The organism is Micromonospora lupini str. Lupac 08, assembly GCF_000297395.2.
Lineage (GTDB): Bacteria > Actinomycetota > Actinomycetes > Mycobacteriales > Micromonosporaceae > Micromonospora > Micromonospora lupini.
This window is the reverse complement of record NZ_HF570108.1, coordinates 6,264,592-6,277,045: the sequence shown is the minus strand read 5'-3', so window position 1 is coordinate 6,277,045 and position 12,454 is coordinate 6,264,592. Positions and strand designations below refer to the sequence as shown.

Genomic DNA, 12,454 nt, shown 5'->3' with positions numbered 1-12,454 from the left:
CCCCGTGGATCACCGATCCGTCAGTCGCCCCGAATCCCGGCGGCGTTGGGTCGGCGCCGTTGCCGGCCCGAACGCCACTGTGGATGGGGACGTCGCCCCGGTCAGCCGTCCCGTCGCCTCGATCAGCCAGGAGAGGGTGTCCGAGGCGTCAAGTGCCGCCGTGCATAGCCACTCGAACACCACTTTATAGCGATTTAGCGCGATTGACTCGGTCGACATGACGTCGGTGAACCCCCCTTCGATGGCCAATGTCTCCGGATCGAGCGGATCGGCGAACCGATAGAGGGAGAAGGCGGTCGGCGGAAGGTACCAATTGCCTATCTGCGTGTCCCGCAGAAGCAGGTGCAGCGTCACGTTGGGCAGCAGGGCCAGATCGCACAGCTGGGCCAACTGCTCGTGCAGCACCTCGGGTGGGCCGGCCCGGCGGCCGAGGGCCGCCTCCTCCAGCACGGCGGTGTAGCTCGGCGCGTGCGGCTCGCGGGTCAGCAGCAACTGGCGGGCCAACCGGGCCTGGACCTCGGTCTCCGGCTCGTCGGCCGGGCCCGGTTCGCCGGCGCCCTCGCTCACCTGGCGGGCCGAGACGATCCGGACCTTCGCGTACCCGGCGGTCTGCAACAGGCCCGGCACCAGAACCGGGTTGTACTCGGAGATCTCCGCGCAGCCCGCCTCCAACTCGGCCCAACTGCGCTGCTGCTGCGTCATCACCGGAAAGTTCTTCAACCATCCGCGCATGTCGCCGGCCTCGCCGGCGATCCCGAGCAACTCGTCGCGTGCTGCGGCGTCGGCCCCGTAGAGGTCGAGCAGAACGCCGACATCCTGCGGGTCCGGTCGGCTGCGGCCGTTCTCCAGGCGGGACAGTTTGGACGCGGACGCCCAACCGATCCGTTCGATAACCTGGTCACCGGTGAGGCCCGCAGCTTCGCGCAGACTGCGCAGTTCGATGCCCAACCGTCGACGACGCATGATCGGGCTGGGTGCGGCAGGAGGCACAGTGTCCTCTTTCCCGTCGACCGCCGCAGACGCGACGGTAACTGTATGAAATTCGCCCCCCACGGTCAGTATGGACGGCGCGACCGGCGTCGGAGGGTCCGGCGGGGGCGTGTCTTGCGAAAAATGGACCACGGTTACGCCGGACGACGACGGACCCGTGGTCCACGCCCCGTCGACCGCGCCCAGCCGGGCACGCCATCCCGCCGGAGGGACCCCATGCGCACCGTCCTGCGCCGACCCGACTTCCGCCTGCTGTTCGGCGGCCTGCTGGCCAGCATGACCGCCGAGTCGATCCTGCTGCTCGCGCTCGCCATCTGGGTCAAGGACCTGACCGGCTCCAACGGGCTCGCCGGCGGCATCATCTTCGCCGTCATCGCCCCGATGATGTTGGCGCCGCTTGTCGGTTGGTTCGTCGACAGGTACCCGCGCCGGCCCTTCTTCGTGACCGCGAGCGTGGTCACCGCGCTGCTGCTCGTCCCGCTGTTCACGGTCCGCGACGCGGGCGACGTCTGGCTCGTGTACCTGGTCGCCGCCCTGTACGGCCTCTCGTCCATCACGCTCGGCGCGGCGCTCAGCGGGCTGCTCCGGCAGTTGGTGCCGCTGGAGCTGCTCGCCGAGGCGAACGGCGTGCTGCAGACCGTACGCCAGGGGCTGCGGCTGATCGGCCCGCTGGCCGGCGCGGCGCTCTACGCGGCGCTCGGCGGTTGGGCGCTGGCCGGGATCGGCATGGTCGGCTTCCTGACCGCGGCCGCGGTGGTGAGCGCGGTGCCGAGCCCGGCGCTGACACCGCCGACCGTGCGGCTGCGCTGGCCCGCCGAACTGGGCGCGGGCCTGCGGCACCTGACCGGTGAGCCGGCGCTGCGCCGGGCCCTGCTCGGCTACGGGCTCGGATCGCTGGTGATGGGCTTCAGTGAATCGCTGATCTTCGCCTACGTCGACCAGGGGTTGGATCGGGACGCCGCCTTCGTGGGCGTGCTCGTCATGGTGCAGGGCGTCGGCGGGCTGGTCGGTGGGCTCTGCTCACCGGCGCTGGTCCGCCGACTCGGTGAGATCGGCACACTGGCCGCCGGGGTGGCCTTCTTCTCCCCGGCCGCGCTCGCGCTCGCGTACCCCGATCTGCGGCTCGGGTTCGTGGCGGTGCTGCTGGCCGGCGTCTCGCTGCCGCTGACGATGGTGGGCCTGCACACGCTGATCCAGCGACGTACGCCACCCGGGCTGGTCGGCCGGGTCGCGGCGGCCACCCAGGCGCTGGTCAGCGGCCCGCAGGCGCTCTCCATCGGCACCGGCGCCCTGCTGGTCGGCGTCCTGGACTACCGGCTGCTGTTCCTGCTGGTCGGCGTGGCCACGCTGGCGGCCGGCGTCTACCTCTGGCGGGGCCGGCACCTGAGCGCGCCGGCCGGCGGACGTCCACCCACACCGCCGCCGCGCCCGACGCTGCCCGCGCCGCGGCGCCCGGTCGACGCCGACATCGACGCGCCGGTGGCCACGGGACCGCGGCGACCGCCCCGGCGGTGACGGATGTCGGACACGACGAACGGCCGCCCGGACGCGGGCGGCCGTTCGTCGAGAGGTGACCCGGCCGGTCAGGCGCTGAGGGTCGCCAGGTGCTGCTTGACCTGTGTGATCGAGGGGTTGGTCAGGGCGCTGCCGTCGTCGAAGCGCAGCGTCGGCACCGTCTGGTTGCCGCCGTTGACGCTCATCACGAACTCCGCGGCCTCCGGGTCCCGCTCGATGTCGACCACCTCGTAGCCGATGCCCTCCCGGTCGAGCTGCGACTTCAGCCGGTGGCAGTAGCCGCACCAGGGGGTGGAATACATCGTCAGCATGGTCGGATCCTCCAACTCCTCTGACCGCCGGCTTGCGGATCAAGCCGAGGCTGTCCGCTACAACGTCCGGAGGAGCTGAGATGATTCCTGGTTGTGGTGGTTCACTCAGCGTCGGAAGGCGTACTTGCCGGGCTCGACCCGGAGCAGCGCTCCGCGGTGACCGCACCCGCCGGCCCGGTCTGCATCCTCGCCGGCGCCGGCACCGGCAAGACCCGCGCGATCACCTCCCGGATCGCCCACCGGGCGCTCTCCGGGGAGATCTCCCCCCGGCACGTGCTCGCGGTCACCTTCACCGCCCGCGCCGCCGCCGAGATGCGTAGTCGGCTCACCGTGCTCGGGGTGGGCGGCGTGCAGGCGCGGACGTTCCATGCGGCCGCGTTGCGGCAGGTGCGGTACTTCGCCCCCCGCCTGCTGGCCGGCCGGGCCATGCCCGAGCTGCTGGACAGCAAGGTGCGGCTCGTCACCCTCGCCGCCGCCCGGGTCGGCCTGCGGACCGACCGGGCCGCCGCGCGGGACCTGGCCGGCGAGATCGAGTGGGCCAAGTCGTCGCTCGTCGAGCCGGGGGACTACGTCGTGGCGGCGGCCCGGGCATTGCGGGACACGCCGCACGAGCCGGCGAAGGTCGCCGAGGTGTTCACCGCGTACGAGCAGCTGAAGCGCTCCAACGGGGTGATCGACTTCGAGGACATGCTGCGGGCCGCGGTGTGGGGCATCGAGGAGCACCCGGACGTCGGCGAGCAGATCCGCACCCAGTACCGGCACTTCGTGGTCGACGAGTACCAGGACGTCAACCCACTCCAGCAGCGGTTGCTCGAAGCCTGGTTGGCCGGCCGCAACGACCTGACAGTGGTCGGCGACGCCAGCCAGACGATCTACTCGTTCACCGGGGCGACCTCGGCGTACCTGGTCGACTTCCCCCGCCGGCACCGCAACGCCACAGTGGTCCGGCTGGTCCGCGACTACCGCTCCACCCCGCAGGTCGTCGGGCTGGCCAACGCGGTGATCTCCCAGGCCCGGGGCACCGAGGCCCGGTTGCGGCTGGAACTGAGCGGGCAGCGCCCACCCGGCCCCGAGCCGGACCTGCGGATCTTCACCGACGAGCCGGCCGAGGCGAACGCGGTGGCTGCCCGCTGCCGCGCGCTCATCGACGCGGGCACGCCGGCGAAGGAGATCGCCGTGCTGTTCCGGGTCAACGCGCAGTCCGAGGCGTACGAGAAGGCGCTCACCGAGGCCGCCGTGCCGTACGTCGTGCAGGGCGCCGAGCGGTTCTTCGAGCGGACCGAGGTGCGCCAGGCGATGGTCGCCCTGCGGTCGGCCACCCGCTCGATCCCGGGGGAGACCCCGTTGCCGACCGCCGTGGTCGAGGCGCTCACCGCTGTCGGCTGGGCCCCGGATGCGCCCCCGGCCGGCGGCGCCGCCCGCGAGCGCTGGGAGGCGCTGTCCGCGCTGGTCCAGCTCGCCGAGGAGTACGCGGCCACCCCCGAGGTCGTGCCGATCGGCGAGGCCGCGTCGGTGGAGCGCCCGGTCACCCTCACCGACTTCACCGAGGAGCTGGCACGGCGGGCCGCCCAGCAGCACGTGCCGACGGTGGACGGGGTCACGCTGGCGTCGCTGCACTCGGCCAAGGGGCTGGAGTGGGACGCCGTCTTCCTGGTCGGCCTCGCCGAGGGCACCCTGCCCACCACGTACGCCAAGACCGTCGAGCAGGTCGAGGAGGAGCGCCGGCTGCTCTACGTCGGGATCACCCGCGCGCGGCAGTGGCTCTGGCTGTCGTACGCCGCCGCGCGTTCGCCGGGCGGGCGGGCCCGGCGGCCGTCGCGGTTCCTGCCCCAGCTGGACCGCTCCGGCGGCACCGAGCGGGCCGGCGCCTCCACCGGTCCCGCGCGCCGTCCCGAACGACGCCGGACGCAGATCGTGTCCTGTCGGATCTGCGGCGCCACCCTGCTCGCGGGCCCCGACCGCAAGCTGGGTCGATGCCCCACCTGTCCGTCCGACATCGACGATGAGCTGCACGAACGGCTGCGCGAGTGGCGGCAGCGGGTGGCCGGCGCGCAGAAGGTCCCGGCGTACGTGGTCTTCACCGACGCCACGTTGACCGCGTTGGCCGAGCGGCGGCCCGGCCGGCCGGAAGAGTTGATCGCCATCGCCGGCATCGGCCCCCGGAAACTGGGCCTCTACGGGGAGTCGGTGCTGGCGCTCGTGCAGGGCGCGGGGGTGGACGACGTCTGCCCGGAGAAAACTTTCGAAATCTCGTCGTAAATTCGTTTGCCCTCGCCCCCGGGCGAGGAATAGCCTCAGAACACACCACGCGAGCGGCGCCATTCCGGCTGCTCACGGGGGTTGGTCCAGTCGATTCGAGGAACGTGAGGGAGGTGGCCACCGTGGAGATCTTCACCTATGAGCGTCTGACGGCGATGCCGTCTGTCTGCGCTCCGCTGTCGGCTGTCCGGGTGGCCCTTGCGGCCGCACGACCGTCGGTTCCGCAGGTGCACCAGGTTCAGGCCGAGCTGACCCTGGCCGTCGCGCCCACCGGATTCAACGGGACCAGTGGCATCACGGGCATGGACATCAATGGCGTCAAGAAGCGCACTGATGTCCGCGGCGTTCCACCTCGAGGTAGACCGGTCTGATCTTCAGACACCGGCTCACCTCGAGGCCGCGGAACCCGCTACCGGGATCCGCGGCCTCAGTTTTTTGCCCCGCCGAAGTACGTCGGAATGCGATCCACGAGATCGAAGTGAGAGAGAGGTGACCGGGAGATGAGTCTGGCGTTGGCCCCCCTCGATGTGAGCGTCGAGCTGGAGGCGAACCTGCCCTGCCGGAAGTTCGACCCCGACCTGTGGTTCTCCGACTCGCCTGCCGAGCTCGAGCTGGCCAAGTCGCTCTGCGGGGACTGCCCGCTGCGCGTCGAGTGCCTGGCCGGGGCGGTGGAGCGAGCGGAGCCGTGGGGCGTCTGGGGCGGCGAGATCTTCGAGCGTGGCGCGGTCGTCCCGCGCAAGCGGCCCCGTGGCCGTCCGCGCAAGGAGGACGTCGCTCGTGACGCCGAGCTTCGGGTCGAGGCCGAGGCGCGCCTGGCAGCCAGTGGGCTGTCCGAGGTGCGTGGCGCGGTCCGGCTGGCAGCCTGACATGTTCCCGACCCGTACCAACTACGCCGGTGGCACACCGGCAGTGAGTGAGAAAACGATGTTGAACGTTCCGAGTGGAGCCTTCGAGATGCAACTACTCCACGAAGCGTTGACCAGGGCTCGAATGCGCCGGCCTCAGGCCGGTCGTACCACCACGAGCACTGAGGCAACCCGATCCGCCCGTACCGTCGCCATGAACAGCCGCAACCAGTCGGCGCGCGACCTGGGCGTTCTCTAGTACCACCTCACCAGAAAGGGCGGGTGCCGGTCGGCACCCGCCCTTCGTGACGTCTCGACCCGCCCTGCTCAGGCCACCGGGGCGAAGCCCGGCAGCCAGCGCTCCAGGATGCTGCGGTACGGAGCCTTGGCCTCCAACTGGCAGAGCACCCCGATCGAGCCGAGCGTCACCCGGTGGATGAGCAGGTACGACGGGGGCAGGTTGAGCTGCCTGCTCAGCTGGTAGGTGGGGGAGCGGGGGCTGGCCAGCCGGCCCGCCTCGGCCCGCAGCCAGGCCCGGGTGAAGCGGAACCCGTCGGCCGCGATGGGCTCCAGCATCGGGCGGAGGAAGTCGAGGACCCCCTCGGCGTCGATCTCGTCGGTGGCGCCGACGAACCCCTCGTCCCGTAGGCCCGCCACCACCCCGTCCGCGTCGCCGCGCAGGGCCCGGCCCGCGATGAGGCCGATCGGCTCCGGCGTGCCCTCGGGCATCCGGGCCACCGCACCGAAGTCGATCACCCCGAGCCGGCCGTCGGGCAGCAGTCGGAAGTTGCCCGGGTGCGGGTCGGCGTGCAGAAGACCGGCCCGCTGGGGCGCGGAGAGATGAAACGTGGCCATGAGCCGGCCGGCCTCGTCCCGCTGCTCCTCGGTGCCCTCCCGGATGATGTCGGCAAGCGGTGTGCCCGTCACCCACTCGGTGACGAGCACCCGGGGCGACGTGGAGACCACCTCCGGGATGAAGATCTCCGGATCGTCGGCGTACGCGGCGGCGAAGGTGCGCTGCGACTCGGCCTCGAGCTCGTAGTCCAGCTCCTCGGTGATCCGTTCACGCAACTCGACGAGGAGGGGCTTGACGTCGAGGCCGGGCTGGATCGCCCGGAACATGCCGCCCAGCCGGGAGAGCTGCTTGAGGTCGGCGAGCAGCGCGTCACCGGCCCCCGGATACTGGATCTTGACGGCCACGTCGCGGCTGTTCGGCTCGCCGGACGGGCCGTACCCCGGCTCACGCCACCGTGCCCGGTGCACCTGCCCGATGCTGGCCGCCGCCGCCGGAGTGTCGTTGAACTCGACGAACCGGTCGCGCCAGTCGGGGCCGAGCTGCTCGGCCAGCACCTTGTGCACGCTCGCGGCCGGCAGCGGCGGCGCGGCCTCCTGAAGCTTGGTCAACGCCTGCCGGTACGGCGCGGCGATCTCCTCCGGCAAGGCCGCCTCGAAGACCGACAACGCCTGGCCGAACTTCATCGCCCCGCCCTTGAGCTGGCCCAACACGCTGAACAACTGCTCGGCGGTGCGCTGCTGGATCTCTGCGGAGATCACGTCGGAGGCGAGCCCGGTGACGCGCTTACCCATGCCGAGGACGGTCCGGCCGGCGAAGCCGAGCGGCAGAGCGGCGAGCTTGGCGGTCCGGGACACGGCCCGGCGCGGGATGTCGGTCACTTCGCCATTGTTACCGACCGGAGGGGTCCGCTGCTGCTGTGCGGCCGGGCTGGTGCGTACACCCGGCTCGACGAGCACCCGCACGCCGGGTGCGGCGGCCAACCCCGGCGGCGGAACCGGCCCGCTCCGGTGATCTCCATGGCGCCGCCCAGCGTCTCGGGGTGACCGCCGTCGAGGTGCACCAGTGCCTCCGCGACCGCGTACCCGATGGCCGCGAGCAGGGTGCCTGTCGCGCAGGCGGCCACCGGCTCAGCCGTGGCGAGTTGGGCGGCGAGCCCCGGCCAGGCCGGATCGCGGTCGGCGCGGTGCAGTTCGACGCAGCGCAGGCACGGCCCCGCAGGTGGGCGGACCAACGGCCCGATGACAGGTACGCCCTCGCGGAGGGTCACCAGCAGGTGCGGTTGACGGCGCTGGGCGAGACCGGCCGCGAGCAGCGCGGGCGGACGGTCCGTGCCGAGCTGGATCACCAGGTCCACTCGGGTGGCCCGGACCGGGTGGGTGCCGGTGCCCGGCGCGACACGGTCGACCGCCGCCCGGACCGCCGGGGCCAGCGGCCGGCCCAGCTCGGTGGCGGGGATGCCCGTCCCGACCAGGTCGGTCGGGCGCACCGGACCGGTGAGGTGCGGGATGACCTGTCCGACGCCGGCCTGGGCCAGCGCCACGGCCAGCGGACCGCCGAGCGCACCCGCGCCGGCGAGCAGCACCCGGGCCGCCCGCCGGCGACGCAGGACCTGGGCGGGAGTCCCGGGCAGCCGGGCCGCGACCAGGGCCAACGCTCCGGCTTCGGCGGCGAGCCGGGCCCGGACCGGCCCGGCCAGGTCGCGGGGGAGCAGGCTGTGCGCCGGCACCAACAGGCCCGCCGCGCGCAGGGCGTCCAGCAGCGTACGCGCGTCGTCGGTGGCGACCTGGGCCGCGCTCGCCTGGACCAGCACCTCCCGCTCGCTGCGGGTGCCGTCCAGCAGGTCGAGCAGGGCAGCGGTACGCGGGTTGGCCAGCTCCACCAGCACGGCGGGCCCCGGGCCGACACCGAGCTGGAGGGTGTGTCGATCCCGCCAGAGCCGGCTGAGGCCGGGAAGAAGCGTGGGGCGGGGCAACGCGGTACGACTCATGGTGACGAATCGTGACCGCTTCCCTGCGCTCGGTCGATCGTTGTCCACAGGCGGTCGAGGCCGTATCCAGCCTTGTCCACAGGATCTGCCGGGTTATCCACAGGTCGCCGGACGTGCTGTCAGTCACCCGACAGGCAGGCCGCGTGCCTTCTCCCGGGCCCGCAACGGGGGGCGGGACGGCCGGTGTGGCCGTCCGCCCCCCGTTGATCCGTACGGGTCAGACCTTCGCCTTGCCGAGAATCCGGTTCACTGTTGTGCCGCAAACCGGACACTTGCCCTTGGCCATGTTCATGCCGGTCTTCGAGACCTCCACGTGCCCCTCGAAGTCCCGCTTCTCCTTGCACTTCACGCAGTAACCGTTGTAGGTCTGGGCCTGGTCGGCCACGGTGCCCTCCTCGTCTCGTCCGCCGGTCAATACGGTCCCGGCGGGGTGCCCGGCGGCGGGCCACACGGGGCGCCGGCGCTGGGTCTCACTCCACGGCCACCTTCGTGACCGCTGGTCCGCGGACCCTACCCAGGTCTGGGCAGTTCCATGTCAGCTGTGCATCGACACTGTGAGCAAGTCGACGTCGAGAGTGTGCATGGCGAATTAGGTCGGATAAGTCAGTTTGGCGGGGACACGCCGACCAAACCCTCACAGCCACCCGTGCGAGTGCCCCCGCGGCGGCTCCGGGCACGGTGATCACCTACGGTGGAGGGGAGCCGCGACGTCGGCGTACACGGTGGGTGACGAGACGGCCCGGCGGCGTCCGGGCGAGCAGCGGCCCAAGAAATTTTCGGGACGCGGGACGACCAATCACCATTTTTTGGGCGCGTGTCGTGCGGTTGACCCTTGCGGACCCCTGGTCAGTACGCATTAGCTTTCCTTCGTGACACGTAGCCGAGGCTGCGCGGGCCAGTGATGGCGGGGACGCGTAAGCCGGTCGTCGAGGTGCGGCGCAGCCAGCGTCGGCGACGCACGGTGTCTGCGTACCGTGACGGTGAGCGGGTGGTCGTCCTCATCCCGGACCAGTTCTCCCGGGCCGAGGAGAGCGAGTGGGTCGACCGCATGTTGGCGCGACTCGCCGCCCGCGAGGGCCGGCTCGCCCGCTCGGACGACGAACTGGTCGCCCGGGCCAACCGGCTGATCGATCTCTACCTCGGCGGGTACGGCGCCAAGGCGGTACCCGCAAGCGTCCGCTGGGTCACCAACCAGAACGGCCGCTGGGGCTCCTGCACGCCCGCCGACCGCAGCATCCGCATCTCGCACCGCGTCCAGGACATGCCCGACTGGGTGATCGACTACGTGCTGCTGCACGAGCTTACCCACCTCATCGTGCCCAGCCACAACGCCCGCTTCTGGGCGCTGGTCGGCCGCTACCCCAAGTCGGAGCGCGCCCGCGGCTACCTCGAGGGCGTCGCCGCCGCCTCCTGCACCCCCGTCCCCACCTGATCCACAGCGCCCCGAGTCTCCAGCTGGCGAGGTTGATCGACTCGCGTTCCTGAAAATCGCGCTATCGATGCCTTCCGGAGACCACGATTTCAAGGAAGGCGAGTCGATCACGCCTTCGCACGCCGTGCGGGACGGCCGTGGGGCGGCCGAGGGGTGGGCGCTAGGGTCGGGGGGTGGCACGACGGGTGGTAGTGGCGTTGCTCGGGCCGGTTCCCTGGTCACCGCCGGGCGTCGACCGGGCCGAATGGCGAGCGGCCCTCGCGGAAGACGTCATCGACCTGTTCGCCACGCTCAACGAGGTGGAGGTCGCGGTCGCGGTCACCCCCGCCGACCGAGCCCTCGCCGACGCGCTGGTCTGGCCCGGCACCGCGGTGTACGAGGTGGCCGAGCCGACGCCGAACGCCGTGTTCGCGGCGTTGGACGGCTACGACCAGGCGGCCGTGCTCTCCGCCGACGTGCCCGACCTGCCCGCGCTGACCGTCGGCAAGCTGCTGCGTCCGCTCACCACCCGGTCGGTCGCCGTGGCCCCGGTGGAGGGCGGCGGTGCGGGTCTGCTCGGAGTGGCCGTACGACTGCCCGTGCCGGAGTGGTTGCCCCCGCTCGACCTGGACACGGCGACGCCGGCCGACGCCCGAGCCGGTGCTCCCGCGCCCGGGGACGTCGCCGTCACGGCCGGTTGGCGGCGGCAGCGCGGCCCGGCCGACCTCGCCACCCTGGACCCGGCCTTCGAGGGCTGGGAGGCCACCCGCGCGCTGCTGTCCGGGTCGGGCCGCCCGGGCTGACCAGGCAACACGCGCTCCGCCCCCTGCTCCGCTGGTCGGCGGTTCTGGCTGGTCGGTGGCCGCGCGCTGCGCCGGCGTTCCGGCTGGTCGGCAACCGAGCGCCCCACTCGATCAGCCGCTTTGCTGACCGGACAACCTGGCGCGGACGCGTGCCGGGTGCCCGCCACCGAGTGGCGCGGGCACCCGGGCCTGCGCGTCAGGCCTTGCCGTCGGTGTCGGTGTCGGCGTCGCCCTCGGTCTCGTCGGGCTGGCCCGGGGCCTTCTCCGGGGCTCCACCGGGCGCGGTGAAGTCGAAGCTGTCCAGCTCGCTCAGGTCCATGTCGTTCATCGCGAAGGCCACCGGGTCGGCGAAGTCGTCGTCCGACGGGAGCAGGTCGGGGTGGCCCCAGACGGCGTCCCGGCCTTCGATGCCGCGGTGCTGGGTGAGCGCAGCCCACAGGGCCGCCGCCTCGCGCAGCCGGCGCGGGCGCAGCTCCAGGCCGACGAGCGCGGCGAAGGTCTGCTCGGCGGGGCCGCCTGCGGCCCGGCGGCGGCGGAACGCCTCGCCCAGCCGGACGACGTTGGGCAGGCGGTCGCTTGCCGCGCTGTCCACCACGTGGCACACCCAGCCCTCGACCAGGGCCAGTGCGGTCTCCAACCGGGCCAGCGAGGCCTTCTGCGCCGGGCTGTCCTCCGGGGTGAAGATGCCTTCCAGGGCGATCGCCTGCATCGACTCCGGGTCGGTCGGGTCGACGCGGCCCATCGCCTCCTCGATCGCCTCGCGGTTGACGCGGATGCCCGAGGCGTACATCTCGACGGCAGTGAGCACGTGCCCGCGCAGCCACGGGACGTGCTGGAACAGCCGCTGGTGGGCGGCCTCGCGCAGCGCCACGTAGAGGCGGACCTCGTCCTCGGGCAGCTCCAGGCCCTCGCCGTACGCGCGGATGTTTGCCGGGATCAGCGCGGCCGTGCCGGCCGGGCCGAGCGGCAGCCCGATGTCGCCGGCGGAGAGCACCTCCGCGGCGAGCGAGCCGAGGGCCTGCCCGAGCTGACCGCCGAAGAGTGCGCCACCGAGGGTGGCCACCATCGACTGCATGGGGCCGAGCTGGGCGCGCGCCTCCGGCGGCACCAGGTCGCCCATCGCGCCGACCATGCGGCTGGCCACCGGGTCGCAGAGCTTGCGCCACACGTCGAGCGTCTTGAAGATCCACTCGTTGCGGTTCCAGGCGACCGGGGACTGGATGCCCGACGGCCAGGACGAGGCCGGCTCCAACCACAGGTCGGCCAGGCGCAACGCCTCCTCGACCGCGTTGCGCTCGTACGGGGAGACCGCCGGGTCGCCGGCGGCGGCGAGCTGGCTGGCCGCCACCTGCCGGGCCAGGTCCCAGTTGACCGGCCCGCTGCCCGGCGCCGAGAGCAGGTGCTGCAACTGCGACATGAACTGCTGCATCTGCGCGGGATCGTTGGGGTCTGGTGGTTGCCCACCCGGGAGCGCGAAACCGAACGGAATATCAGGCACGACGTCTACGTTACGCGCGCCGCGCCCCAGGTAGCCGCC

General features: G+C 72.3%; 12 protein-coding genes. 6 read left to right on the top strand and 6 right to left on the bottom strand.

Translation table 11 applies throughout. The features are described from left to right. Positions 1–9: 9 nt before the first annotated feature. Positions 10–990 (bottom strand): helix-turn-helix domain-containing protein, encoded by a 981-nt coding sequence (locus tag MILUP08_RS29735; protein WP_007464810.1) that lies wholly within the window; start codon positions 988–990, stop codon positions 10–12. A gap of 216 nt (positions 991–1,206) precedes the next feature. Between MILUP08_RS29735 and MILUP08_RS29730 the strand changes: the two genes are divergently transcribed. Next, on the top strand, positions 1,207–2,505 hold the full coding sequence (locus MILUP08_RS29730; protein WP_007464809.1) for an MFS transporter: 1,299 nt from the start codon (positions 1,207–1,209) through the stop codon (positions 2,503–2,505). A gap of 68 nt (positions 2,506–2,573) precedes the next feature. Here MILUP08_RS29730 and MILUP08_RS29725 read toward each other — a convergent pair whose 3' ends face one another. Further along, entirely contained in the window at positions 2,574–2,816 is a 243-nt protein-coding gene (locus MILUP08_RS29725; protein ID WP_007464808.1) for a mycoredoxin, read from the bottom strand. Between the two features lie 93 nt (positions 2,817–2,909). Here MILUP08_RS29725 and MILUP08_RS29720 point away from each other — a divergent pair, with 93 nt between their 5' ends. From MILUP08_RS29720 to MILUP08_RS29710, 3 genes are all read left to right on the top strand, one after another. Then, positions 2,910–5,075, top strand: coding sequence for an ATP-dependent DNA helicase UvrD2 (locus tag MILUP08_RS29720; RefSeq protein ID WP_039906852.1), 2,166 nt, complete (start codon positions 2,910–2,912; stop codon positions 5,073–5,075). Positions 5,076–5,197: 122 nt separating this feature from the next. After that, a complete protein-coding gene (locus MILUP08_RS29715; protein WP_007464804.1) occupies positions 5,198–5,446 on the top strand; it encodes a hypothetical protein in 249 nt (82 codons plus the stop codon). A gap of 129 nt (positions 5,447–5,575) precedes the next feature. Then, positions 5,576–5,941, top strand: coding sequence for a WhiB family transcriptional regulator (locus MILUP08_RS29710; RefSeq protein ID WP_007464802.1), 366 nt, complete (start codon positions 5,576–5,578; stop codon positions 5,939–5,941). Positions 5,942–6,247: 306 nt separating this feature from the next. Here MILUP08_RS29710 and MILUP08_RS29705 read toward each other — a convergent pair whose 3' ends face one another. The 3 genes from MILUP08_RS29705 to MILUP08_RS36170 all read right to left on the bottom strand — a co-directional run bounded on the left by MILUP08_RS29705 (position 6,248) and on the right by MILUP08_RS36170 (position 9,088). Then, positions 6,248–7,594: an ABC1 kinase family protein gene (locus tag MILUP08_RS29705; RefSeq protein ID WP_039906849.1), complete on the bottom strand. Its 1,347-nt coding sequence runs from the start codon at positions 7,592–7,594 to the stop codon at positions 6,248–6,250. Further along, positions 7,591–8,703, bottom strand: coding sequence for a ThiF family adenylyltransferase (locus tag MILUP08_RS29700; RefSeq protein WP_007464797.1), 1,113 nt, complete (start codon positions 8,701–8,703; stop codon positions 7,591–7,593). Before MILUP08_RS29700 ends, MILUP08_RS29705 begins: the two co-directional genes overlap by 4 nt. A gap of 217 nt (positions 8,704–8,920) precedes the next feature. Beyond that, positions 8,921–9,088 carry a DUF5679 domain-containing protein gene (locus MILUP08_RS36170; RefSeq protein WP_007464795.1) on the bottom strand — a complete coding sequence of 56 codons (168 nt, stop codon included), beginning with the start codon at positions 9,086–9,088 and terminating at the stop codon, positions 8,921–8,923. A gap of 516 nt (positions 9,089–9,604) precedes the next feature. Here MILUP08_RS36170 and MILUP08_RS29690 point away from each other — a divergent pair. After that, the gene (locus MILUP08_RS29690) at positions 9,605–10,135 is read left to right on the top strand and encodes a M48 metallopeptidase family protein (RefSeq protein WP_007464791.1); all 531 of its coding nucleotides are present in this window, start codon (positions 9,605–9,607) and stop codon (positions 10,133–10,135) included. A gap of 173 nt (positions 10,136–10,308) precedes the next feature. Further along, the gene (locus tag MILUP08_RS29685; RefSeq protein WP_007464789.1) at positions 10,309–10,917 is read left to right on the top strand and encodes a hypothetical protein; all 609 of its coding nucleotides are present in this window, start codon (positions 10,309–10,311) and stop codon (positions 10,915–10,917) included. A 196-nt stretch (positions 10,918–11,113) separates the two neighbouring features. On the opposite strand, the gene MILUP08_RS29680 is transcribed toward MILUP08_RS29685, so the two are convergent. Continuing rightward, positions 11,114–12,346: a zinc-dependent metalloprotease gene (locus MILUP08_RS29680; RefSeq protein WP_083915943.1), complete on the bottom strand. Its 1,233-nt coding sequence runs from the start codon at positions 12,344–12,346 to the stop codon at positions 11,114–11,116. Positions 12,347–12,454 lie beyond the last annotated feature (108 nt).

What these genes read in the sequence shown, in the direction of transcription:
- MILUP08_RS29730 (WP_007464809.1), top strand. Translation starts at nt 1,207, where the DNA reads ATGCGCACCGTCCTGCGCCGACCCGACTTCCGCCTGCTGTTCGGCGGC.
- MILUP08_RS29725 (WP_007464808.1), bottom strand. Translation starts at nt 2,816, where the DNA reads ATGCTGACGATGTATTCCACCCCCTGGTGCGGCTACTGCCACCGGCTG.
- MILUP08_RS29710 (WP_007464802.1), top strand. Translation starts at nt 5,576, where the DNA reads ATGAGTCTGGCGTTGGCCCCCCTCGATGTGAGCGTCGAGCTGGAGGCG.
- MILUP08_RS29700 (WP_007464797.1), bottom strand. Translation starts at nt 8,703, where the DNA reads ATGAGTCGTACCGCGTTGCCCCGCCCCACGCTTCTTCCCGGCCTCAGC.
- MILUP08_RS29690 (WP_007464791.1), top strand. Translation starts at nt 9,605, where the DNA reads ATGGCGGGGACGCGTAAGCCGGTCGTCGAGGTGCGGCGCAGCCAGCGT.
- MILUP08_RS29680 (WP_083915943.1), bottom strand. Translation starts at nt 12,346, where the DNA reads ATGCAGCAGTTCATGTCGCAGTTGCAGCACCTGCTCTCGGCGCCGGGC.